Origin of the sequence: Aeromonas sp. R9-2 (assembly GCF_040908025.1) — a bacterium.
Classification (GTDB): Bacteria; Pseudomonadota; Gammaproteobacteria; order Enterobacterales; family Aeromonadaceae; genus Aeromonas; species Aeromonas veronii.
Window position 1 is genome coordinate 131,114 of the sequence record NZ_JBFOCX010000020.1, and the last position, 22,534, is coordinate 153,647.

The 22,534-nt window shown below is 60.0% G+C and carries 19 protein-coding genes and 2 tRNA genes; 10 read left to right on the top strand and 11 right to left on the bottom strand.

Translation table 11 applies throughout. From position 1 onward, the window contains the following. Nucleotides 1-51 precede the first annotated feature (51 nt). The 9 genes from AB5Y71_RS06600 to AB5Y71_RS06640 form a co-directional block, all read right to left on the bottom strand. A complete protein-coding gene (locus tag AB5Y71_RS06600) occupies nucleotides 52-1,425 on the bottom strand; it encodes an HD-GYP domain-containing protein (RefSeq protein ID WP_368171248.1) in 1,374 nt (457 codons plus the stop codon). Between the two features lie 87 nt (nucleotides 1,426-1,512). Next, nucleotides 1,513-2,067, bottom strand: coding sequence for a DUF3332 domain-containing protein (locus AB5Y71_RS06605; protein ID WP_368171249.1), 555 nt, complete (start codon nucleotides 2,065-2,067; stop codon nucleotides 1,513-1,515). A 161-nt stretch (nucleotides 2,068-2,228) separates the two neighbouring features. Beyond that, complete coding sequence (locus tag AB5Y71_RS06610) at nucleotides 2,229-3,524, bottom strand: methyl-accepting chemotaxis protein (protein ID WP_368171250.1); 1,296 nt, start codon at nucleotides 3,522-3,524, stop codon at nucleotides 2,229-2,231. Nucleotides 3,525-3,703: 179 nt separating this feature from the next. Continuing rightward, on the bottom strand, nucleotides 3,704-4,186 hold the full coding sequence (locus tag AB5Y71_RS06615; RefSeq protein WP_201933121.1) for a GNAT family N-acetyltransferase: 483 nt from the start codon (nucleotides 4,184-4,186) through the stop codon (nucleotides 3,704-3,706). 97 nt (nucleotides 4,187-4,283) lie between these two features. After that, nucleotides 4,284-4,727: a DoxX family protein gene (locus AB5Y71_RS06620; RefSeq protein ID WP_139460458.1), complete on the bottom strand. Its 444-nt coding sequence runs from the start codon at nucleotides 4,725-4,727 to the stop codon at nucleotides 4,284-4,286. After that, nucleotides 4,724-5,476 (bottom strand): DNA-binding domain-containing protein, encoded by a 753-nt coding sequence (locus tag AB5Y71_RS06625; protein ID WP_019446718.1) that lies wholly within the window; start codon nucleotides 5,474-5,476, stop codon nucleotides 4,724-4,726. The genes AB5Y71_RS06620 and AB5Y71_RS06625 overlap by 4 nt, the downstream gene beginning before the upstream one ends. Further along, on the bottom strand, nucleotides 5,469-6,317 hold the full coding sequence (locus AB5Y71_RS06630) for a DUF692 domain-containing protein (protein ID WP_368171251.1): 849 nt from the start codon (nucleotides 6,315-6,317) through the stop codon (nucleotides 5,469-5,471). Before AB5Y71_RS06630 ends, AB5Y71_RS06625 begins: the two co-directional genes overlap by 8 nt. A 72-nt stretch (nucleotides 6,318-6,389) precedes the next feature. Continuing rightward, nucleotides 6,390-6,653, bottom strand: a complete 264-nt coding sequence (locus tag AB5Y71_RS06635) for a DUF2282 domain-containing protein (RefSeq protein ID WP_005334862.1) — start codon at nucleotides 6,651-6,653, stop codon at nucleotides 6,390-6,392. Between the two features lie 434 nt (nucleotides 6,654-7,087). Further along, nucleotides 7,088-7,288 carry a YbfA family protein gene (locus tag AB5Y71_RS06640; RefSeq protein WP_005334863.1) on the bottom strand — a complete coding sequence of 67 codons (201 nt, stop codon included), beginning with the start codon at nucleotides 7,286-7,288 and terminating at the stop codon, nucleotides 7,088-7,090. 212 nt (nucleotides 7,289-7,500) lie between these two features. Here AB5Y71_RS06640 and AB5Y71_RS06645 point away from each other — a divergent pair, with 212 nt between their 5' ends. After that, a complete protein-coding gene (locus AB5Y71_RS06645; protein WP_005347702.1) occupies nucleotides 7,501-7,794 on the top strand; it encodes a hypothetical protein in 294 nt (97 codons plus the stop codon). Between the two features lie 48 nt (nucleotides 7,795-7,842). Here AB5Y71_RS06645 and AB5Y71_RS06650 read toward each other — a convergent pair. Both AB5Y71_RS06650 and AB5Y71_RS06655 read right to left on the bottom strand, forming a co-directional pair. Beyond that, nucleotides 7,843-7,916 (bottom strand) — tRNA-Cys (locus AB5Y71_RS06650). 57 nt (nucleotides 7,917-7,973) lie between these two features. Next, a tRNA-Gly gene (locus AB5Y71_RS06655) sits at nucleotides 7,974-8,049 on the bottom strand. A gap of 249 nt (nucleotides 8,050-8,298) precedes the next feature. Here AB5Y71_RS06655 and AB5Y71_RS06660 point away from each other — a divergent pair. The 9 genes from AB5Y71_RS06660 (at nucleotide 8,299) to AB5Y71_RS06700 (ending at nucleotide 22,431) form a co-directional block, all read left to right on the top strand. After that, on the top strand, nucleotides 8,299-11,736 hold the full coding sequence (locus AB5Y71_RS06660; protein WP_368171252.1) for an ATP-binding protein: 3,438 nt from the start codon (nucleotides 8,299-8,301) through the stop codon (nucleotides 11,734-11,736). Nucleotides 11,737-12,150: 414 nt separating this feature from the next. Beyond that, nucleotides 12,151-13,836 carry an ABC transporter substrate-binding protein gene (locus tag AB5Y71_RS06665; protein ID WP_368171253.1) on the top strand — a complete coding sequence of 562 codons (1,686 nt, stop codon included), beginning with the start codon at nucleotides 12,151-12,153 and terminating at the stop codon, nucleotides 13,834-13,836. A gap of 118 nt (nucleotides 13,837-13,954) precedes the next feature. Further along, complete coding sequence (locus AB5Y71_RS06670) at nucleotides 13,955-14,938, top strand: ABC transporter permease (protein WP_005334871.1); 984 nt, start codon at nucleotides 13,955-13,957, stop codon at nucleotides 14,936-14,938. 1 nt (nucleotide 14,939) lies between these two features. Continuing rightward, a complete protein-coding gene (locus AB5Y71_RS06675) occupies nucleotides 14,940-15,860 on the top strand; it encodes an ABC transporter permease (RefSeq protein WP_201994502.1) in 921 nt (306 codons plus the stop codon). Beyond that, complete coding sequence (locus AB5Y71_RS06680; protein ID WP_005334876.1) at nucleotides 15,857-16,876, top strand: ABC transporter ATP-binding protein; 1,020 nt, start codon at nucleotides 15,857-15,859, stop codon at nucleotides 16,874-16,876. The genes AB5Y71_RS06675 and AB5Y71_RS06680 overlap by 4 nt, the downstream gene beginning before the upstream one ends. Nucleotides 16,877-16,887: 11 nt before the next feature. Continuing rightward, nucleotides 16,888-17,880 carry an ABC transporter ATP-binding protein gene (locus tag AB5Y71_RS06685; protein ID WP_005353824.1) on the top strand — a complete coding sequence of 331 codons (993 nt, stop codon included), beginning with the start codon at nucleotides 16,888-16,890 and terminating at the stop codon, nucleotides 17,878-17,880. A gap of 114 nt (nucleotides 17,881-17,994) precedes the next feature. Further along, nucleotides 17,995-19,716, top strand: a complete 1,722-nt coding sequence (locus AB5Y71_RS06690; RefSeq protein WP_368171254.1) for a glycoside hydrolase family 9 protein — start codon at nucleotides 17,995-17,997, stop codon at nucleotides 19,714-19,716. Further along, the gene (locus AB5Y71_RS06695; RefSeq protein WP_368171255.1) at nucleotides 19,709-20,581 is read left to right on the top strand and encodes a BadF/BadG/BcrA/BcrD ATPase family protein; all 873 of its coding nucleotides are present in this window, start codon (nucleotides 19,709-19,711) and stop codon (nucleotides 20,579-20,581) included. The genes AB5Y71_RS06690 and AB5Y71_RS06695 overlap by 8 nt, the downstream gene beginning before the upstream one ends. Continuing rightward, nucleotides 20,566-22,431 carry a beta-N-acetylhexosaminidase gene (locus tag AB5Y71_RS06700; protein WP_368171256.1) on the top strand — a complete coding sequence of 622 codons (1,866 nt, stop codon included), beginning with the start codon at nucleotides 20,566-20,568 and terminating at the stop codon, nucleotides 22,429-22,431. The genes AB5Y71_RS06695 and AB5Y71_RS06700 overlap by 16 nt, the downstream gene beginning before the upstream one ends. Nucleotides 22,432-22,534: the final 103 nt, after the last annotated feature.

The window sequence follows — 22,534 nt, forward strand, 5'->3', positions numbered from 1 at the left end:
CGGGGCGTTTTGCTGTCTGACTGGCCATTTGGGCCATGAAGGCAGCAAATCTTAACTGGCATTGGCCAGCGGCTGCTCGGTGGTGAGGTAGAGGGAGAAATCCTGAATACCCGCCTGCTGGGCGGCAAAACAGTCGGGGTCTATCGCGGTGTCCAGATTCTCCGCCATCATCTCCAACGCCTGCGGCACAGGGATGGCGCCGCGATAGGGGCGCTTGGCGGTGATGGCATCGAAGATGTCGGCTGTGGTGATGATGCGCGTCTCAAGGGTAATCTCGTTCCCTTTCAGCCCCTTTGGGTAGCCCTTGCCATCGAGCCGCTCATGGTGGGCGCCCGCCACTTGTGCCAGTTCCTCGAAGGCGCCGATACGGCTCAGGATCTCCTCGGTGTAGGCGGCATGCATCTGCACCGCCGCCCACTCCTGCGCATCGAGCTTGCCCGGCTTGTCGAGAATGGCGTTGCTCACCCCGAGCTTGCCCACATCATGGAGCAGGGCACCCCGCTTGAGCCAGCGTCGACGCGGCTCGGACAACCCCATCTGGGTGGCAAGAATGTCGGTATAGAGCGCCACCCTGCCGCTGTGACCCGCGGTGTAGGGACTTTTGGAGTCCACCACCTGCCCGAAGGCCGCCGCGATTTCGTCCAGATAATCCTCATCCAGCGCCACCTCCCCCTGCCCGGCCGGGTGGACCAGCACCCACTCGGTCAGTCGGGGATCGGCCAGCCCTTGCCAGAACTCCTCGTCGGCCAGCGCTTCAAATTCGCGAACCAGCGCCGGATCAAACCAGCTGCCGCTGCGCTCGCGCAGCTCCTTGAGCGCCGCATCTGGGCCTGCGGCTGCGTGAAACACATCCACCACCTGACAGAGCAGGGCAATGCGGGAGAAGAGCGGGATCGCCTCGCCAGCCAGTTGCAGGGGCCGACCTTTGCCATTCCAGTGTTCATCGAGGGAGAGAATGCCATCAGCCACCTCGTCACTGAAACGCAACTGGCGAGCGATATCCGCCCCCCGATGACAGCGGGTCTGGATCAGTTCGTTGGCAATCTGGTCGCCGTTGCGAAAGATATGAAACAGGCTGCGAAAACGTCCCAGCAGATCCGCCTGCAAGCCGGTGTGGCCCAGCACAAAGTTGACTACCTCGGAGAGGGAGCCATCCACCAGTTTGAAATCGCGTTTGAAGTGAAGATCGTCGGTAAGATAGAGCTCGCAGATGCGGGCGGCATTGCTGCTGCACCCAAGATCCTTAAGCAGGAGTGTGTAGTAGAGATCATGGCGCAGCCGGGCGTCCAGTCCCAGCCGCTCCCCCAGACGGGAACCTATCCAGCAGCAGCGAATGCAGTGTCCTCTTGGTTGCCCCTCGGTCATATCGAGCGCATGACTGAGGGAACCAATCAACTCCGCCAATCGCAATCCATTCACCGTCATAGTCTACTCCCTTAGACATCATGGCGATTTTGCCAGCAGATTAGGTATACCCCATCTGAAGCTGGATCGATCTGGATTCAGTTGAATTTAGGCAGCAGCCTTGCCCTGATTCGCCCGCTCTTCCAGCTCCGGACGGCTCAGAGTAGAGACAAAGCGGCCATCGAAGTAGATATCCATCAACTCGCCACGCTTCTCGCCACGCATCATGCTGCGGCGGCCATCCAGATAGTGCACCTCCATCTGGGCGGTATGCTCGTCCGGGTAGCTGATCTCCACCTCGCGCACCCCTTGTGGCAGCATAGCCAACGGCACCGTCTTGAGGGCCGGATCCAGATGCTGGTTCACCTTGATTACCGGATCGGCTTTCATGTCCACCACTGCCGGAGATTTGCCGGTGATGGGGTTTTTGCCAGACCAGAACTCGATGGTATTGAACACAAACAGGTCAGCGGTCGCGGCCAGACCGTAGACAGGGGAGAGCAGCATAAAGACCCCGGCACGAGCGTAGCGATTATCCACCACGCTCAGGTTGCCCTTGGTGACCATGCCGGAAAGCCCCATCTGCCCCATACAGCCGCCCAGACCCATGCTCGCGACCATAACCAGCAGGGCCATTGCCCGCCCCTTCTGTTGTAATGCCATCGTGTTCTGTTCCTGCTCTGAAATAAATGAGGCGGCAAGCCTAATCAAGGGGCCAGAAGAGGACAATTCACAATGGCGGGACGATACAGGAGGGGTTCAGATTGGGGCACTGACTGCTCAAATATGAGTCAATGCCCCGGCATGACAGGAAGTCAGGGGGTTCAAATGGCCAGATCAGAGACGGTGCTGGAGACGTTGTTCGCCTCCCGGCGGATGTCGCTCATCACCTCATTCACCTCGCCCACCTGCTGCTTGCCCAGCTCAGCGCTGCTGGCGACGTCGGACATCTCGGAGGTGACCTTGGCGGTCAGCTCCCGGTTGTTCTGTACCACCTTGGCGATCTCGTCGGTAGAGAGGGAAGTTCGGGCCGCCAGCTGGCGAACCTCGTCGGCCACCACCGCAAACCCACGACCCTGATCCCCGGCCCGGGCTGCTTCGATGGCCGCGTTGAGGGCCAGCAGATTGGTCTGGTCGGCGATGCTGCTGATAGTGGAGACGATCGCCTCGATACTGCGCGACTGCTCGTTGAGCTGATTGATAAGGCCGATGCTGTGAGTCAGCTGGCTGGCAATCAGGCTGGATGTATCGACCACCGAGGATAGCAGACCCGCGCCACGCTCGGCGCAGTTCAGGGTCTCCCGGGCCGCATCGTGGGCCAACATGGCCGCTTCCCGCACCGCATCGCTCTTGTTGATCCGCTCGGTGATGTCGCTAGCGAACTTGATCACCTTCACCACCTTGCGATGCTCATCAAGGATCGGGTTGTAGGTCGCCTCCAGCCACACCTTGCTACCGTGACTGTTCTGACGACAGAAGAGACCGGACTTGAACTGACCACGGCCCAGCTCATCCCAGAAGTGAGGCTGGTCTCGATAGAACTGAGCGTCGCAGAAGATACGGTGATGCTTGCCCTGCACCTGAGCCAGGGTATAGCCCATGGTATGGAGGAAATTGCCATTGGCAGCAATCACCTCCCCGCCGGGGGTGAACTCGATGACCGCCAGCGACCGATCCAGCGCCGTCACCACCGCCTGCTGGCTGAGCAGTTGCAGGTGGTGCTCGGTAATATCGGCCGCGATCTTGATCACCTTGGTCACCACGCCCCGCAACTTGACCGGAAAATAGGTCGCTTCCAGCCAGATCGCCTCGCCCCGTTTGTTGAAGCGCTGGAACACCCCGGTACGGGAGCGCCCCTGCTTCAGGTCCGCCCAAAACTGCTGATAGTCGCTGCTCTGGGCATAGAGCTTGTCGCAAAAGATACGGTGATGCTGGCCGATAACCTCGGGCGCACTGAAGCCCACCACGTTGAGAAAGAGATCATTGGCGGCCAGCACAGTGCCATCCGGCGTAAAGGTGATGGTCGCCACGCTGCCGTGCACTGCGTCAAAAAATCCCTGCTGTTCCAGAAGTTGATCCTGGCACTGCTGCAACTCGGCTTTCAGTTTGCTATTGAACATCGAAACGTATCCTCCAGACTGGCACCCACCATAGCCAAACCACGCAGTGGATCAATAAGATAATGGTGGCGTGCTCCATCAGCATAGTTGGCGGCGTTGCCGCGATCCCATCTGACGCCATATTTATTGCTGTAAATCAAATTCACCGACCAAACGCCACTCATGCAGAGCTGAAACCCTTATTCCACCGCCGGTTGCCACTCCAGATAGGCCGGATTGGCGACAAAGCCGATCCGCTCATAGAGAGGGCGCCCCTGCTCGCTGGCATGGAGCCACACCTTGCCCAGCTGACGCGATCTGGCGAAGGCCGTTATGGCATCGAGCAGCGCCGTGGCGATCCCCTGCTGGCGCCATTGTGGCCGCGTATACATGTTGAGCAGGTACCCCTCCACTCCCGCCAGATTGCCGGGATAGGGCGGCCGTTCAAATAATGCCAGCGTCCCTGCCGCCACGATCTGTTTGCCGCCCTCCTGCGTATCGGCCTCAGCCAGCCAGGATAAAGCACTCTCTTCACTCATCGCCCGGGTAAAGTAGTCAAGGGTGGCCTGCCACAAGGCCGGGTCTGCCTGCGGCGTCACCAGCTCACCGACCTCACAAAACAGCTCCATGCGCAGCGCCACCAGTGCGGGAATATCTGCGGTCCTTGCCTGACGAATAATCATTGGCTGCTCCTTTTCTCTCATGGGAAATTTCGCCGGACGTCATTATGACAAAGAGCGCCTTGTGGCGCTCTTTGTCATTGGGAAAATCACTGATAAATCAATGGTTGCGACGTGTCAGCCAGTGATCCAGGCTCAGCACACCGCCGCCCCAGATGGTCAGGGTCAGCAGCATCCAGCCCCACAGCTGGTGATCGTAAAAGCCACCCGCCCAGAGGGTCGGGTAGGAGATCACCGCCATGATATTGAAGCCAAACAGCAGCAAGGCGGCCGGGCGAGTAAAAAGCCCCGCCAGCAGGAAGAGCGGCAACAGCAGCTCGGTCGCCGTACCCAGATAAGCAGCCCACAACCAGGGCAGCAGGGGCACCTGATACTCGGATTCAAACAGATAGAGGGTGGAATCCCACGCCGTCAGCTTGAGCCAGCCTGAAGTGATAAAAACCGAGGCGACCCACAGCCGCGCCAGCAACAGCACACCTGCGCTGCTCCAGCGCGGCAAATCACCACTTGAGCTGGCCAGCGCCAGCCATTTGTTTGCCATCATGGCATTATCTCCATATCCACCAGCAGACCAAGGGTTATCAGGCGAGTGAGATGTTCACTGGCCGCAGGGTCGGCCGCAAGCAGATCGACCAGCGCCGTACCAGCGAGACATCCCTGTAGCAGCGCCCACTCACCAGCCGTCAGGGGCAAGGGGGCAACCCGGCAATCCGGCTGTTTCTTCAATGCCAACCAGACGGGGGCATCAAGCACCTCCACCGCTTCTCCACCGTGCAGCGCCATCTGCCACAGGGCCAGCACCGGATAATCGCTGGCAACCAGCAGCAGATCAGTGGCTGGCAAGAGTCGCAGCCGCTCCCATTGTTGCGGCGATAATGCGGCCAGACGCTCGGCTGGCCAGCAGCGTGATTCCAGCGGCAGCAGACTGGCACGCTCAAGCTGCCATTCGAACTGAGCCAGCGCCTCCAGCCAGGGCAGTCCGGTTGTAGTTGGCAAGCGGGCCAGCCATTGGCCAAATCCGACGCCATAGTGCATGACGCTCCCTTCCCTGAGCGGCTCGGCCAATACGAAGCCACGGGCCGCCGCTGCAAAAAAGTCATCCCCGACCATAGCCTTAACGGCGGGATAACTGATCGCCAGCACCTCTCCAAGGCTCAGGATGAAGTGGTTGCGATAGACCTGCAGCACAGACTCGGCAGAAAAGAGCCGGGAGCTGATGTGAGGGGAAATGGCGTCAGGCGCCCCCAGCAGACCCTCGGCAAAGTGCTGTTGCAACTGTGCCAGTTCAGCCATGGGCCACCTCCCGTGGTGCACTCATGGCGCACGCCTCATCCAGAATGGCGCTGGCCTGCGCCGCCTCTGCCAGCAAGACCGGCAGCGGCGGGATCTCGAGATCCCACTCAATCAGGGTGGGAATGGCCTGCTTGCGGCAGATCTGGCGATAGAGTTCCCAGACCGGCTCCACCACAGGGGCGCTGTGGGTATCGATATAGAGGGAACCTTCCGACAGCAGCTTCTCGGTATAACCGGCCAGATGGATCTCCCCGACGGTGGCGAGATCGATCGCCGCCAGATACTCATCGCAAGAGAAACCGTGATTGAAGGCACTGACATAGAGATTGTTGAGGTCGAGCAGGATGCCGCACCCGCTGCGCTGCTGCAGCTCGGCCAGAAATTCCCACTCGCTCATCTCTCCGGCCAGTTGCAGATAAGAGGAGGGATTTTCAATCAGCATGCGGCAACCCAGAGTCTGTTGTACCTGCTGGATCTTGTCGCTCATGTTGCGCAGGGAGGCTCGGGTATAGGGCACCGGCAGCAGATCGTTGAAGTAACGCCCGCCAATGCTGCCCCAGCTGAGATGTTCGGAGATCCGTACCGGTTTGATCGCCGCGGCCAGTGTCGACAACTGCTGCAGATGGTGCGGATCGAGCGGGTCGGCAGAACCAAGGGACATGCCAACGCCGTGAAGACTGACGGGGTAGTGTTGCGCCAGTTCGGCGAGCACCTGAAAACCCTGGCTGTGCCGTTCGAAGTAATTTTCACTATGCACCTCCAGCCAACCGGCTGCCGGCAGGGTTTGCCGGATCTCGTCGTAATGGGGAGTGCGTAATCCGATACCAATCAAAGGGTTCATCGCAAGACTCGCTTTCGCCAACCAGAGAAGATGCAGGGGGCGACCCATTGGCCATCCCCTGCCCGATGTCTCTTACTTGGGTTGCAGCGAACCGCCGACCAGCTTCTCGCACAGCCCTTTGGGCATCACCACAAAGGCATCACCCTGAGCATCTTCCTTGGCAGTACCGGCGCAGGAGCTGCTCTTGGTCGCACAGTCATTTTTGCTGGCCTTGACCACGCCGTAGCACTTCTCCTTTTCATCAGCAGCCATTGCTGGTGCCGCGATAAATTGGGCGCCCAGCGCCAGCAGACCGGTCATGGCGGAGGCGATAGCAGTGCTTTTTTTAACATTCATGTTCATGTTCCTTTTGATGTCGTTGGATGTTGCTGATATCCCCGATTTGTCGCAACCGGGTACCTGCAATAGAACCGGCAAACGGGATATTCCCTTTCAAAAAAAACACAAAAAGAGTTAAAAAACCCAAATACAAACACTCAATTAATTGATTTTAAACAGCTATTTCATCATTGAAAATTTCTCGACGACCACCCATTAATGAACGAGGAAAGTGCCATATGGTGCTTTCATCCCGTTAATCTTCTTCACAGCTTCCATCAAAAAAGATGCGTCAGACATAAAAAAACCCCGCCAACAGGCAGGGCTGGATGCAACTTTAAAGAAACAATAAATAAACAATCGGAGTGGTGTTGGGAGCCAGGAGTTGCGGCAAGCAGATAGAAAAAGAGACAGCTTTGGCTGTCTCTTTTTGCACATGGTGCGAATGGGGTTTAGTAGAAGATCCGCTCGCCACGCTCGCTCATTTTGAGCCACACCGGTTTGGTGCTGGTTTTATTCCAGATCCGGTGCAGATAGCTGTAGAAGCGGGCACGATCGCTGCGAAACAGCATCACGGGGAAAGCCAGAATGCCCACCAGCAATACATAAATGCGACGAAGAATAATCTGAGTCAGGGAAAAGGGATGAAACATGATGTAACTCCTTACTGGTAAGACCACTGAGCAAAGATTACCCCACTCCATGTAGGATTACTACATCACCAACGCATTTTTTTATAAAAAAATGGTGAAAAACGGGAAATACTGAAAACGGGTTACGTCATTAACCAACAGTTAACAAACTTGCGAAAATCGTGCGCTTTGCCACAGTTATCAGGGGAAAAACATGCAGTAGGGAGACACGCATGAAACTGCCGGAAGTGGCACTGCTGGTGCTGATGGTTGCCCTGACACGGGCACAACTGGAGGAGTGGCAACTGAATCGGGAGGATGCCATCGTGCTGGCAGAACGGGGCGTGCCCACCGTCAGCCTGTGGCAATGCGGCACACTGAAGCAACGGATTGCGGATCTCAACCAGCACAGTGCCGAGGTGCAGTTTCAATATCGGGGGCAAAACATGGCGGATGTGAGCCACTATCTCGAGCGCGAGTGGAAACAGGCTGGCTGCGAACAGTTACTGGTACAGCAAGGATACTGACCAAGGCTCAGACTCGAAGAGTGATGATTGAGATAAACAGAGAGAATATGGAGGCACGTTCCGGAGTCGAACCGGACTAAACGGATTTGCAATCCGCTGCATAACCGCTTTGCTAACGCGCCATGCTGACAAGACTGATTGTCTTGAAAGTGAGTTCCATCGTTGGTGTGATGGAAAATTGGAGCGGGAAACGAGACTCGAACTCGCGACCCCGACCTTGGCAAGGTCGTGCTCTACCAACTGAGCTATTCCCGCGTTACTGCTTTCGTGCCAGTTGCCTGACAACGAGGCGCATTATACGTACCACGAGCGCCAGCACAACCCCTTTTTCGCAATTAAAACCCTGATGCAGACTGTTTGCTCAGGGTTTAAACGCCTTGCTGCATTTTTCTCCAGCCAGCTGTGACCCACCAAGCGAATTTGGGATAAAGTCGTTGAAATGATTACGCTTTCGTTCGAGACTTGAGCGGCTTAATAACCGGATTCTCAATTGAAAATCACAAGATGAAATGGATCTTCACGCTTCGTGGGCTCAGGCCGCAGTTAATGCTGGCTTTTTTCATGTTGGGCATGGTGCCCTTTTTGGTCATCACCCTCTTCTTCCTATACAGCCACGGCAAGGATCTCACCACCCAGACCTCCAACCATCTGGTCTCCGTCCGTAATATCAAGAAGAGTCAGCTCGAGGATTACTTCAACAACCTCAAAGAGCAGATCATCAACTTCTCCCAGCAGGATTTCGCCGGCAACAGTATCGGCCGTTTCTATGGCTTTACCGGCGCCTTCGAGAAGCTGGGCACCACACCGCAGGAGGCCCGCAGCCGTGCTCAGGCCCGCTATCTGCCCGGCTCCTGGGATCAACTGCGCAAACCGGACAGCCAAGTAGAGATCGAACCCTCCATCACGGCGCTTATCCTCGCCGACGAGATGTATGGCCGGGTACACCAGCGTTTTCATCGCGGCTATGCCGACATGGTGCGCAAGTCCAACTACAGCGACATCTTTCTGGTGGACCTCAACGGTGATGTGGTCTATTCGGTCACCAAGCACCCTAACTTTGCCACCAATCTGCTCTCCGGACCTTATCAGGGCAGTGGCTTGGGCCAGACCTTTGCCAAGATCAAACGCCGCCTTGATGGCGGCCAGAAGCCGCAGCAGATCTTCGAATTCACCGATTTTGGCCGCAACGAGCTGACCGGGCAGGTGGTCGCCTACATGGCGGCCCCCGTGATGCAATACGACTATGTGCGCGGGGTGGTGATTTTCGAGCTGCTGCCGGACAAGCTCAACCAGATCATGGCGGAGCGGGAGGGGCTGGGCGAGACCGGCGAGACCATCCTGATCGGCCCTGACAAGCGGATGCGCGCCGATGCCTGGCTGGCACCGGAGTTCAGCGTCGAGAACAGCTTCAGCCCTAACTTCCGGCCGCTGCAAACCCCCCTCATCACCAAGACGCTCTCCGGCGAGCAGGGGGTCGGGCTGTTCCACTCCTATCAGGATGACGAGGTGCTGGCCGCCTACACCCAGGTGAAGGTGTTCGATACCGAGTGGGCCTTTATTGCCGAGATCTCCACCAGGGAAGCCTATGCCCCGATCCGCCAGCTGGAAACCCTGGTGATTGTGCTGGGTGCGGGTTCGGTACTGCTGCTGATCCTCTTCTCCCGCTGGCTCTCCCACTCAATCACGGCGCCACTGCGCTCCCTGACCGAAGCGGCCGAGCAGGTGGCCGACGGCGCGCTGGATCACCCCATCGCCATCGAGCGCACCGGTGATGATATCGACCGGCTGGCCGAGGCGTTTCGCCATATGCAGCGCTCGGTGAAGGACAAGATCGAACTGATCGAACAGCAGACCCAGGAGCTGCAACAGCAGGTCAAGCTGACCCACAAGCAGAACCTCAGCCTGCAGCAGGCGGACAAGCTCAAGGATGAACTGCTGGCCAACACCTCCCACGAGCTGCGCACCCCCATTCACGGTATCAAGGGGATGGCGGAATCGATGCTCGCCAGTCAGCAGGATTTGACCGAAGGGCAGCAAAAGCAGCTCGGCCTCATCATCAAGAGCGCCGACGGTCTGGCCCGTCTGGTAGATGATCTGCTGGACTACCATCAGATGCGCTACGGCCAGCTGGAGATCCACTCACAACCCGTCTCATCAAAAGGGGTTATCCGGCTGGTGCTGGATCTCTGCCAGCATCTGGTGCAGGCCAAACCCCTCACTTTGGTGGATATCAGCCCGGCCGAACTGCCGCCGGTGCTGGCCGACGAGCAGCGGCTCGAGCAGGTGCTCTACAACCTGGTGGGCAACGCCATCAAGTACACGCCGCAGGGCAAGGTGGTGCTCAGCGCCATCGTCGAGAACAACTTCCTGCGCATCAAGGTCACCGACACCGGCATCGGCATCGCCCCCGATCATCTGGAACATATCTTCGAGCCACTGGTGCAGATGAGCCCGGAGGTAAGCAAGCAGGGGGCCGGCCTTGGCCTCTCCATCACCCGCCAGCTGGTGCACCTGATGGGGGGCGAGCTGTTCGTCGAGAGTGAGCCGAGCGTTGGCTCTACCTTCGCCTTTACCCTGCCCCTTGCCACCGGCAAAGCGGCCAATCTGACCCTCGACAGCCGCCAGATCGAGCATCAGCTGGTGCGCCAGCAACCGCTGATCCTGCCGGACTGGGAGAGCGACGATCTGCCCCCTCCCCCCGAGGATGCTCCGCTCATTCTGGTGGTGGATGACGAGCCCATCAACCTGCACATCCTGCGCCATCTGCTGCAGCCCTGCGGCTACCGCATCCTGCCCAGCAGTGACGGCCACGATGCGCTGGCCAAGCTGGCCGAGGAGCCGGTGGACCTCATCCTGCTCGATGTGATGATGCCGACCCTCTCCGGTTTTGACGTCTGCCGCCGCCTGCGCCAGCAGCACCCGAAAGATATGCTGCCGGTGCTGCTGCTCACCGCCCTTAACCAACCCAAGGATATCGAGGAGGGCTTTGGTGCCGGAGCCAACGACTATCTGGTCAAACCCTTCTGCAAGGAGGAGCTGTTTGCCCGGGTCAAGGCACTGCTGGAAGCCAAGGCCGGACGCGCCTCGCTGGTAGAGAACCGGCTATTGAAGCAGGAGATCGAACATCGCCTCACCCTGCAGGATCGGCTGCATCAGGATCAGCAGCGGCTGCTGGCCCTGCTCGGCGAAGGGGCCGACCCCATGATCTTTATCGACGAGCAGGGCACAGTGCTGTTTGCCTCCAGGGTGTTGGCACGCCTGCTGGGGCAGGAGCCGGAAGCCATGGAGGGGCAGCCCCTCAATGAGTGGCTCGCCACCCCGCTGCAACAGCAGTGGCCCGACCTTGCCAGCGAGCGGGAACACAATCTGGAGTTTCTGGTGGCCGGGCAAAAAGATGTGCTCAACGCCCGTGCCCTGCCCATCGCGCTCGGAGGACAGGCCGCTTTCGCCCTCACTCTGAGTACCGAGCTGCGTCAGGATGAGAACCGGGTAATGGCGCTGGAGAACGCCCTCAAGAACCTCTCGCGGCAAGCCATCATCGAAGATGAACAGCTGCTGGGCGAGTTGAGCCGCCTGGGTGGCGAGTTCCGTTCGCTGGCCGACGACCTTATTCGCCAGCAGGATGACGAGCCGCTGCGCCGTGCGCTGGTAGAGACCATGCAGCTCACCCTGGATGCCTGGCAGCAGGGGACCGGCAAGGGCAAAATCGTGCTGGCGGAGAAGAGCAAGCTGTGGCGGGTCTATATGGACAGATCCAGCCCGCAGACCCGCACCCTCGACAAATACCTGAGTCTGGACACCCTGCCCAAGTCGCCACGCTGGAAGACGGTCGTGGCCACCACCGAGTATGTGCTGGGCCACTGCCCGCTCAATGACCACCAGCGCCAGCAGTTGCAGCACAGCGCCCAGACCCTGCGTCAACTCGCCAACCGCAAGCTGTGACACGGCGCCCTAAACGGGCGCCGGATCACAATTGGCAATCTGGTTTCTTTTTATGCAAAAAAAGCCCCGCACAACCCCGAAACCGAGAGCAGATCCAATTCACAAATTTGTCATACACGCCATTTTCACAGCCACTTTTTACGCGAAAGCAAATAACGCAAAGTTATGATTTTAAACAGATAAAAATCGATTTTGACGAGATTGACGTAGCACCGTCAATTTTTACGAAAACAACGAAATCAATAGTTGTTGTTTTCCTGTTAATTCTGGTTTGCTTAGGGCGTTGGAAAACAGAACGACAAAGGTTAGACACCTGACCAACACAGAGGGCCGATTTCATCAGCATGCGAAACCGGTGCTCACACAAAACAAGGCGAACCCTCGGGAATGCCAAAAAATAAGAAAGGAAAACATATGCTTGCCAAAGTATCCAAAATCTCTACCGCTGTAATGCTGGGAACCATGATGCTTGCCGGTGCCGCCGGTAACGCCATGGCCGCAGAAAACAAAACCGTGCTGACCATGGTCGCACAGCAGGAAACCGCCTGGGTCAAGAACTTCAACCCCTTCCTGCAAGCGGGCTTGCTGCACACCACCCGTCACTTCATCTATGAGCCGCTGGTGATCTTCAACGATATGCAAGGGGGTAAACCCGTCTATCGTCTGGCCACCAACTATGCGTTCAGCGATGACCTGAAATCCGTCACCTTCGATCTGCGTGACGGCGTGAAGTGGTCTGACGGCGAAGCCTTTGATGCCGATGACATCATCTTCTCTTTCAATCTGGTCAAGGCCAACAAGGCGCTGGATGAGCGCTCAATCTGGACCCAGATCAAGAGCGTCGAGAAGCTGGCCCCCAACAAGGTCAAATTCGACCTGACCGAGGTCAACACCAACGTGGTGAATGATCTGGTGCTGGTACCTATCGTGCCGGAGCATCAGTGGAAATCGGTGAAAGATCCGGTTGCCTTCACCAACGACAAGCCGGTTGGTACCGGTCCCTTCACCGAAGTGGACAACTTCTCCGCCCAGCTCTATACCCAGTGCCGCAACCCACACTACTGGGATAACGCCAACCTCGCTATCGACTGTCTGCGTATGCCGCAGATGGCCACCAACGATCAGGTGCTGGCTGCTGTCATGAAGGGTGACATCGACTGGTTCGGCTCCTTCGTTCCGGATATCGAGCGCCTCTACGTCGGCAACGATCCGAAGAACAACAAATACTGGTTCCCGGCCTCTGGTACCGTGGCGTTCAACGTCAACTTCCAGACCAAGAACCCGGGCAACCATGAAGCCTTCAACGACATCACTTTCCGCCGCGCCTTCTCCATGGCGATGGACCGCCAGTCCATGGTGGATATCGCGGGCTACGGCTACCCCACCGTCAACGAATACCCGTCAGGTCTGGGCAAAGCCTTTGACTCCTGGAACAACCCGGAAGTGGACAAGAAGTACGGCAAGTACAACAAGTTCGATCTGGAAGGGGCCAAGGCCCTGCTGAAAGAGGCAGGCTACAAGGATTGTGACGGCGACAAGTTCCTCGACACCCCGAGCTGCAAAAAGATCGAGTTCAAGGTACTGGTACCGAACGGCTGGACCGACTGGGTCAACACAGTACAGATCGGTGTAGAAGGGCTGCAGGCGCTGGGCCTGAACGCCAAGACCGCCACCCCAGAAGCGACCGTCTGGACCGAGAACCTGATCACCGGTGACTTCGACGTCGCCCTGCAGGGTTACTTTGCCGGTGCCAACCCGCACAAGTACTTCGAGACCGCGTTCCACTCCCGCAACATGGGTGACCGTGGCAACCGCTTCGCCGCGCCCCGTTACAAGGACCCCGAGCTCGACAAGCTGATCGATGACTTCACCCAGACCGCCGATGCGGCCAAGCAGAAGGAGATCATGTTCGCCATCCAGGATCGTGTTGGTGCCAACCAGACCATCATTCCGGTCTTCAACAACCCGACCTGGTACGAGTACAGCACCAAGCGCTTCAACGGCTGGTTCAGTGCTGATAACCCGGTAGCCAAACCTCAGCTCCACCCGGACACCCCTGAGCGTCTGCTGCACGTGTTGTCCCTCAAGCCAAACAGCTAAACAATCCCGGCCCCCTGCGGGGGGCCATCTTCCCCGTTAATCCCCTTCTTGCCCGACTTTGCCGGGGTTGGGGTAGCTATACCCGACGCGGGGCAGACTTGCAGTAAAAGGTACTATCATGGGATTCATACTGAGACGCTTTTCCTTCTACCTGGTTGCCTTTCTGGTAGCCGCCACCATCAACTTCCTGTTACCCCGTGCCATGCCAGGGGATCCTGTCTCCGTGATGTTTGCCCGCGCTGGCGCCATGATGGAACCCGCCGCCCTGGAAGCGCTCAAAGCCACCTTCGGCTTTGTCGACGGCCCCATCGGTACCCAGTTTCTTACCTATGTGAAGAGTGTCTTCACCTGGGATCTCGGCACCTCGGTGCGCTTCTACCCACAGCAGGTCTCTGACGTGCTGGGCCGTGCTATCGGCTGGACCCTGTTTCTGGTCGGCACCTCCACCATCCTGAGCTTCTCCCTCGGTTCCATCGTCGGCATCTTCGCCGCCTGGTATCGCGGCGGCCGGATGGACAGCATTCTCTCCCCGCTCACCCTGGTGATGCAGGCTATTCCGCCGGTGGTGGTCTCCCTGCTCGCCCTGTTCCTGTTCGGGGTCAGCCTCGAGTGGCTGCCAATCGGCTACGCCTACAGCCCGGAGATCAAGGCTGACTGGGGCTGGGAGCACATCAAGAGTATCATGACCCACGCCATCATGCCGGTGCTGACCCTGGCCGTGGTGCAGGTGGGGGGCTTTCTCATCACCATGCGCAACAACATGATCAACCTGCTGGGCGAGGATTACATCACCATGGCCAAGGCCAAGGGGCTCTCCAGCAACCGGGTGATCTTCAACTACGGCGCCCGCAACGCCATTCTGCCCAGCGTCACCGCCCTCTCCATGGCGCTCGGCTTCGTCATCGGTGGCTCCCTCATCACCGAAGTGATCTTCAACTATCCCGGCCTGGGCCTGACCCTCTATCAGGGCATTCTGGCCCGCGACTACCCGCTCATTCAGGGGCAGCTGCTCATCATGACCATCACCATGCTCAGCTTCAACTTCCTGGCCGACGTGCTCTACGTCTTCCTGGATCCCCGTCTGCGTACAGGAGGCAAATAAGATGCGTATGCCGACCATTCTCAAAATCCTGCTGGGCAACAAGAAGGCTGCCTGTGGCCTCGCCATCGTGGTTGCCTTCGTACTGATGGCCATCTTTGCCCCCATTCTGGCCAGCAACGAGCCGACCAAACGGGTGGCTCGCCCGCACCAGCCGCCCAGTGCCGAGTTCGTGATGGGTTCAACCCGCATGGGCCACGATATCTGGGCCCAGTTCACCAACGGTGCCCGTATCTCGCTGCTGGTAGGCTTCAGCGCAGGCCTGCTGGTCTGCACCCTAGCCGTCGCCATCGGCATCACCGCCGGTTACTTCGGCGGTCTGGTGGATGAGTGCCTCACCTTCCTGATGAACGTGGTGCTGGTGATCCCCAACCTCCCCTTGCTACTGGTGCTGGCGAGCTTTATCGGGGAGGCGTCGCCGGCGGTGATTGCCGTGATAATAGGGTTGACCTCGTGGGCCTATGGCGCGCGGGTCATCCGCGCCCAGACCCTGGCGCTGCGCGAAAAAGAGTTCGTCATCGCCGCCGAAGTGCTGGGCGAGCCGGCCTGGCGCATCATTCTGGTGGAGATCCTGCCCAACCTCATCTCTATCATCGGGGTGAGCTTCATCGGCTCCATCATCTACGCCATCGTCACCGAAGCGACCCTGGAGTTCCTCGGTCTCGGCGACCCGACCGTGGTGAGCTGGGGCATCATGCTCTACAACGCCCAGACCTCCAGTGCCATTCTGGTCGGCGCCTGGTGGGAGATCCTGGCCCCCTGCTTCGCCATCGCCACTCTGGGTGCCGGTCTGGCCCTGCTCAACTTCGCCATCGATGAGATTGCCAACCCGCAGCTGCGCTCCCACAAAGGGCTCAACCGCTGGAAGAAACTTGCCACCCCGGTCGCAACACCACTCTCTGCCGCACAGGAGAAGACAGCATGAACAAGCATCCCCTGCTGTCAGTACGCAATCTTTGCGTCGACTACATCACCGAAAATGGCGACGTGCGCGCCGTCAACTCGGTGAGCTTCGATATCAGACAGGGCGAGATCTTCGGTCTCGCCGGTGAGTCGGGCTGCGGCAAGTCCACCGTCGCCTTCTCGGTGGCCCGGCTGCACAAGCCGCCCGCCTACATCAGCGGTGGCGAGATCCTGTTCAAGGGGGAGAACATCCTCCATTACAACGACGAGCGGCTGCGCTCCTATCGCTGGCAACAGGTGTCGGTGGTGTTCCAGTCCGCCATGAACGCCCTGAACCCTGTACTGCGGATGGAGGAGCAGTTCTGCGACGTGCTGCTGGCCCACAACCCCGGCATGACCCGTTACGAGGCGATCAAGCGCGCACAGGAGCTGCTCACCATCGTCGATATCCACCCGAGCCGGCTCAAGGACTACCCGCACCAGTTTTCCGGCGGCATGCGCCAGCGGCTGGTGATTGCCATCGCCATGGCGCTCAACCCCGAGCTGCTCATCATGGATGAGCCAACCACGGCGCTCGATGTGGTGGTACAGCGGGAGATCCTGCAGAAGGTCTATGCCCTGAAAGAGAAGTTCAACTTCTCCATTCTGTTCATCACCCACGACCTCTCCCTGATGGTGGAGTTCTGCGATCGCATCGGCATCATGTATGCCGGTGAGCTGGTCGAAGTGGCTCCCTCCAAGGCGATCCTGACCGCACCGCTGCACCCCTATACCAGAGGGCTGGGCAACTCCTTCCCGCCCCTGCACGGGCCGAAGAAGGTGCTGGAAGGGATCCCGGGCACCCCGCTCAACCTGCTGGAGGTGCCGGTCGGCTGCCGCTTTCAGGCCCGCTGCGGCAAGGTGCACGATCGCTGCCGTCAGGAGTACACCAGATTGGCCGAGATCCGCCCCGGGCAACAGACCGCCTGCCACCTCTATGAGGAGCAGGGACTGCAACAAGATTCCGTGATCTATCTGGACAAGGCCGCTGGCTGTTAAGGATGTCTGTCATGCAAATCGCCAAAACCGATGCACCCATCATCGAAGTCCAGCACCTCTACAAGGACTTCCCCATCAACTCCAATGCCATCAAGAGTGGCAAGATGCGGGCACTCTCCGACATCACCTTCAACCTGCACCGGGGCCGCGCCCTGGCGGTGGTCGGGGAGTCGGGCTCCGGCAAGAGCACCATCGCCAAGATCATCGCCAAGATGTACAAGCTCAGTGCCGGGCGCATCCTCTATCGCGGCCACGATCTGGAGGAGTTCAACAAGGGCACCGCCCTGCTGGACTATCGCCAGAGCGTGCAGATGGTGTGGCAAGATCCGTTCGGTTCGCTCAACCCGACCCACACCATCTATCACCACATCGCCCGTCCCCTGCTGCTGCACAGCAAGGTGATCGACAAAAAAGAGCTGCCCGACATGGTCTACGCCCTGTTGGAGAAGGTGGGGCTCACCCCCGCAAAAGCAACGGCGGCCAAGTATCCGCACCAGCTCTCCGGCGGCCAGCGCCAGCGGGTCAACATCGCCCGCAATCTGGCAGTGGAGGCGGAGGTTGTGCTGGCGGACGAGCCGACTTCCATGCTCGATGTCTCCATTCGCATCGGCATCCTCAACCTGATGGAGCAGATGAAGAATGAGCTCGGCGTCTCCATGCTCTACATCACCCACGACATCGCCACCGCCCGCTATGTGGCGGAAGATCTGGCGGTGATGTATGTGGGGCACATGGTGGAGTGGGGCGAGGTGGATGAGATCCTGCATCACCCGCAGCACCCCTACACCCAGCTGCTCATCTCGGCGGTGCCCGACCCGGAGAAGAGCATCCACGCCGAGCTGGAAGGAGGCCGCAAGGGGGAGATCCCGCTCTGGACGCCGGAGTCCTGCGGTTGCCCCTTTGCCGGGCGCTGCAATCAGGCAATGCCCCGCTGCAAGGAGGCGCTGCCCCCCATCACCAAGCTTGCCGACAACCACTTCGTGCGTTGCTACCTCTACGAGTGAGGGTGAGCCTTAGACCGGCCGGACAACCCTGTCCGGCCATGCCTCGATACGGGGCGGCCACAGCCCCGTGATGTGCCTCACCGCCCGGCGGTGAACCACAGGAGTAATACCTTGATGGAACTCTTGATCAATCAGGTGGGCTACGAGTACGACGGACACAAGGTCGCCCTGTTGCAAACCTCCCCCGCCCCTGATCTCGGCGGCTATGTCAGGCTGCAACGCCTCGATGATGGCCAGATCCTGTTTGAAACCCCGCTGCAACCGGCTGGCAGCGTCCCAGGCTGGCAAGGGCGCGCTTACTGGCGCGCCGACTTCTCCGCCTTCAAGGAGCCCGGCCACTATCGGCTGGAGGCGATCACTGCCCAAGGCATAGTCCGCTCGACCCGTTTTGCCATCGGCCAGGATCTGCTGGCCAGCCGCTGCCTCTCCGATGTCATTCACTACTTCAAGGGGCAGCGCGCCAGCGGCACCTTCGATCGGGCCGACCGCAACGCCCGCCTGTTTGGCACCGACCAGCACAAAGATGTTCACGGCGGCTGGTTCGATGCCAGCGGCGACATGAGCAAGTACCTGAGCCACCTCTCCTACGCCAACTACCTCAACCCCCAGCAGACCCCCATGGTGGTGTGGGCTCTGCTCAAGTGCCGGGAACTGCTGGCCCCGCGCCGCGATATCGATGGGGTGAACCTCTGCAAGCGGCTCAATGACGAGGCGCTGCACGGCGCCGATTTCCTCTGCCGGATGCAGGATGAGTCGGGCTTCTTCTACATGACCCTGTTCGACAAGTGGAGCAAGGACCCGGAGCAGCGCGAGCTATGCGCCTATGCCACCCAGCAGGGGCTCAAGTCCGCCAACTGGCAGGCAGGTTTTCGCCAAGGGGGCGGCATGGCCATCGCCGCGCTGGCCCGCGCCGCCCGCGAGAGCGTCAGCGGCGACTTCGATGCCAGCCGCTACGCCGAGGCCGCCAAACGCGGCTACCTGCATCTGCGTGAACACAACCTCTCCTATCTGGATGACGGGGTCGAGAACATCATCGACGACTACTGCGCCCTGCTGGCAGCGGTAGAGCTGACCGGCACCTTCGGCGCCGAGTGGCTGAATGAGGCGAGAGCTCGCGCCAGCAAGCTCTGTGCCCGCCAGCGCTCCCATCCTGAGCTGGGTCACTACTGGTCGGCCAACGAGGATGGCTCGCGCCCCTACTACCACGCCGCTGAGGCGGGTCTGCCGGTACTGGCGCTGCTGGAATATCTGGGCGTAGAGCCGGATCAGGAATACAAGGCCAGGGTACAGACCGTGGTGGAGCAGGCGCTGGCCGCCGAGCTGGCGCTCTGCGCCCGCGCGGGCAACCCCTTCTCCCTCGCCCGCCAATATGTCAAAGGGGTGGATGAAGCGCCGCGCGTCAGCTTCTTTATGCCCCACAACAACGAATCCGGTTACTGGTGGCAGGGGGAGAACGCCCGCCTGGCCTCGCTGGCGGCCATGGCCTTTGCTGGCGCCCGCCACTTCCCCCGCCAGAGCCAGCCGCTGCTCACTTATGGCCAGCGCCAACTCGACTGGATCCTCGGGCAGAATCCCTTCAACGCCTGCATGCTGGCGGGCCACGGCATCAACAACCCCGCCTATACCGCCGGGTATCCCAATGCGCAGGGGGGCATCTGCAACGGCATCACCGCCGGGTTCGATGACGAAAACGACGTAGCTTTTATTCCGGAGGAGTACAAGGATCGGCTGGATCAGAACTGGCGCTGGGGCGAGCAGTGGATCCCCCACGCTGCCTGGTTTGCTTTGGCTATCAGCTGGCAAAATGCGCAGGGAAATGGAGGTCGCCATGATTGAGTTCTGGGTCGGCGTCGATGGCGGGGGCACCCACACCCGCGCCCGCATTCGGGATCGGGCGGGCAAGCTGCTCGGAGAGGGGCGCGCGGCCGGCTCCAATCTGGAGCTGGGCATCCCCCATGCCCACGCCAATGTGCTGGCCGCCATCGCCAGTGCCCGCCTTGCCGCCGGGCTCGGCATCGAGAGTGAACAGCAGATGGGGATCGGGCTGGCGCTTGCCTCCGCCGAGCTGGCCGACTGCTATCACGCCCTGCTCGAGATGCCCTTCCCCTTTGCCAGCGTCAGGCTCACCTCCGATGCCTTCGGTGCCTGCCTCGGCGCCTTTGGCGGCCGTGAGGGGGCCATCCTCATCGCAGGTACCGGCTCGGTGGGGCTGGTCTATCAGGAGGGGCAGATCCGCACCTGCTCCGGCCACGGCTTCCCCATTTCAGACATAGGCAGCGGCGCCTGGCTGGGCTTACGTGCCATCCAGCAATCCCTGCTCTGCCACGACGGCATTCTGCCCCCCAGCACCCTCGCCATCCGCCTGATGGACCGCTTCAAGCGGGATCAGGCCGAGGTGGTTCGCTGGGCCGCCCGCGCCATTCCGGCGGACTATGGCCACTTTGCCCCCTGGGTATTCGATGCCGCCAGCGATGGCGACGAGCTCGCCAATCAGCTGCTGGACGAAACCTGCGAACAGCTGCGGATCCTGCTGGAGGGGATGACCCAGCTCGGTGCCAGACAGATCGCCCTGCTGGGGGGGATTGGCACCCGCCTAGCTCCCCGTCTCGGCCAGCTCAACCTGATCCCCCCCCAGGCAGATGCGCTCGATGGCGCCATCCTGTTTGCCCAATCAGAGGATTTTCCATGTCTACACCCCTGATCCACACCCAGGTCGCCCGACGTGACGGCGAGGATGTCTGGTTCACCTTCACCCTCTCCCGCATGCCGGATACCAAGTGGAAGCTGCACTTCTGTCTGGCTCGCCATATCGACCCCGACTCCTTGCAAGGGGGCGAGCTGGAGCGCCAGAGCGGCAGCTACAAGGTGATTGTCCCGAACGCTGGCAGCTGCGAGCTGCGCTTTTGCTGCCGCCAGACGCCCATCAAGAAGCTCTCCGACATGCCGCAGGGCTTTTTCCTCAGCTTGCCGGAGGCGACCACGGGTGCCCAGCTGCTGCCGGTGACGCTGGCGGCTCAGGATCTCGGACTGGAAAACCCGCCGGTAACCCGCCCAGATCTGCCGGATGTCGAGTCCCTGCCCGGCATAGTGCCGCAACCGGCCCATCTGGTGCTGCTGGAGGGGAACTTCCGGCTGGCCGAGCGGGCTCATGTCAGCGCCCCCCGCGATGTGCCGAAATTGCTGGCCCACTTCAACGAGCTGACGTCGCTGGCACTGGAGCAGGATCACGACGCTGAAATCCGGCTGACCGAGGACAAACTGGCCCCCGAAGCCTATCAACTCACCATCACGCCGCAGGAGGTGGTGATTGCCGCCGCCGACGAAGCGGGTTGGCGTCATGGGCTGGTGACGCTAGCCCAGTGGTATCTGCAACATGGCGAGAGCCTGCCCTGCGTCACGCTGGAGGATGCCCCGCGCTTTGGCTTTCGCGGCATTTTTCTCGACTGCGCCCGCCACTTCCACACTCCGGCAACCATCAAGCGCCTGCTCAAGCTGATGAGCCTCTACAAGTTCAACCGCTTCCACTGGCATCTGACCGATGACGAGGGGTGGCGACTCGAGATCAAGGCCTTCCCGGCATTGACCGACGTGGGTGCCTGGCGCGGCCACAATCTGGCGATCGACCCCCAGCTCAGCGGCGGCGCCGAACCCTATGGCGGCTACTACACCCAGAGCGAGGTGAAGGAGCTGGTGAGCTATGCCAGTGAGCTCGGCATCACCGTCATTCCCGAGATCGACATTCCGGGCCACTGCCACGCAGCCATCAAGGCGCTGCCCGAGTTGCTAATCGAAACGGCGGATCACTCCCGCTACCGCTCGGTTCAGCATTTCGATGACAACGTGCTCAACCCCGCCCTGCCCGGCACCTACCGCTTTCTGGAGGCGGTGCTGGACGAGGTATGCGAGCTCTTTCCCGGCCCGCAGATCCACATGGGGGGTGACGAGGTGCCGACCGGGGTCTGGACCGACAGCCCCGCCTGCCAGCAGCTGATGGTCGAGCAGGGCTACGCCGACTGCCGCGAGCTGCAGGGCCATCTGCTGCGCCACTGCCAGCGCTATCTGGCCGCCAGAGGCAAACAGATGATCGGCTGGGAGGAGATCCTGCACGGCGACAAGGTGAGCCGCAGAGCGGCCATCTGTGCCTGGACCAGCTTTCAGGCGGGGCTGGACGCAGCCGCAGCCGGTTATCCTGTGGTGATGGCGCCCGCCCAGTTCCTCTATCTGGATCTGGCCTGGAGCGCCGATATTCATGAACCCGGCCTCTACTGGGCGGGGACCCTCAATCTGGAGCAGATCTACGCGTGTGACCCTGCCCCAGCCGATTTCCATGCCAACGATAACATCCTCGGGGTGCTGAGCCCCTTGTGGTCAGAATTGATCACCAGCCGTGATCGTCTCGACTACATGTTGTTCCCGCGTATGCTGGCCACGGCCGAGGTGGCCTGGAGCGATCCCGCCCACAAGGGCTGGGAGCACTTCGCCGCCCGCCTGTCGGGTCAGCTGCAGATCCTCGATCAGTTGCAGGTGCGCTACCGGATGCCACAGAGGTAATGTTGTCTCTACTTTGGCGGCCAATCGGCCGCCTTTTTTACGATTAGCCAACAAAACATCAACTTCCCCCTACCATTCATCTGCCATTATTGGCAAAATCCAG

Bases quoted from the DNA above. Each gene is read 5' to 3' on its own strand.
- AB5Y71_RS06600 (WP_368171248.1), bottom strand. From the start codon at position 1,425: ATGACGGTGAATGGATTGCGATTGGCGGAGTTGATTGGTTCCCTCAGT.
- AB5Y71_RS06605 (WP_368171249.1), bottom strand. From the start codon at position 2,067: ATGGCATTACAACAGAAGGGGCGGGCAATGGCCCTGCTGGTTATGGTC.
- AB5Y71_RS06610 (WP_368171250.1), bottom strand. From the start codon at position 3,524: ATGTTCAATAGCAAACTGAAAGCCGAGTTGCAGCAGTGCCAGGATCAA.
- AB5Y71_RS06615 (WP_201933121.1), bottom strand. From the start codon at position 4,186: ATGATTATTCGTCAGGCAAGGACCGCAGATATTCCCGCACTGGTGGCG.
- AB5Y71_RS06620 (WP_139460458.1), bottom strand. From the start codon at position 4,727: ATGATGGCAAACAAATGGCTGGCGCTGGCCAGCTCAAGTGGTGATTTG.
- AB5Y71_RS06625 (WP_019446718.1), bottom strand. From the start codon at position 5,476: ATGGCTGAACTGGCACAGTTGCAACAGCACTTTGCCGAGGGTCTGCTG.
- AB5Y71_RS06630 (WP_368171251.1), bottom strand. From the start codon at position 6,317: ATGAACCCTTTGATTGGTATCGGATTACGCACTCCCCATTACGACGAG.
- AB5Y71_RS06635 (WP_005334862.1), bottom strand. From the start codon at position 6,653: ATGAATGTTAAAAAAAGCACTGCTATCGCCTCCGCCATGACCGGTCTG.
- AB5Y71_RS06640 (WP_005334863.1), bottom strand. From the start codon at position 7,288: ATGTTTCATCCCTTTTCCCTGACTCAGATTATTCTTCGTCGCATTTAT.
- AB5Y71_RS06645 (WP_005347702.1), top strand. From the start codon at position 7,501: ATGAAACTGCCGGAAGTGGCACTGCTGGTGCTGATGGTTGCCCTGACA.
- AB5Y71_RS06660 (WP_368171252.1), top strand. From the start codon at position 8,299: ATGAAATGGATCTTCACGCTTCGTGGGCTCAGGCCGCAGTTAATGCTG.
- AB5Y71_RS06665 (WP_368171253.1), top strand. From the start codon at position 12,151: ATGCTTGCCAAAGTATCCAAAATCTCTACCGCTGTAATGCTGGGAACC.
- AB5Y71_RS06670 (WP_005334871.1), top strand. From the start codon at position 13,955: ATGGGATTCATACTGAGACGCTTTTCCTTCTACCTGGTTGCCTTTCTG.
- AB5Y71_RS06675 (WP_201994502.1), top strand. From the start codon at position 14,940: ATGCGTATGCCGACCATTCTCAAAATCCTGCTGGGCAACAAGAAGGCT.
- AB5Y71_RS06680 (WP_005334876.1), top strand. From the start codon at position 15,857: ATGAACAAGCATCCCCTGCTGTCAGTACGCAATCTTTGCGTCGACTAC.
- AB5Y71_RS06685 (WP_005353824.1), top strand. From the start codon at position 16,888: ATGCAAATCGCCAAAACCGATGCACCCATCATCGAAGTCCAGCACCTC.
- AB5Y71_RS06690 (WP_368171254.1), top strand. From the start codon at position 17,995: ATGGAACTCTTGATCAATCAGGTGGGCTACGAGTACGACGGACACAAG.
- AB5Y71_RS06695 (WP_368171255.1), top strand. From the start codon at position 19,709: ATGATTGAGTTCTGGGTCGGCGTCGATGGCGGGGGCACCCACACCCGC.
- AB5Y71_RS06700 (WP_368171256.1), top strand. From the start codon at position 20,566: ATGTCTACACCCCTGATCCACACCCAGGTCGCCCGACGTGACGGCGAG.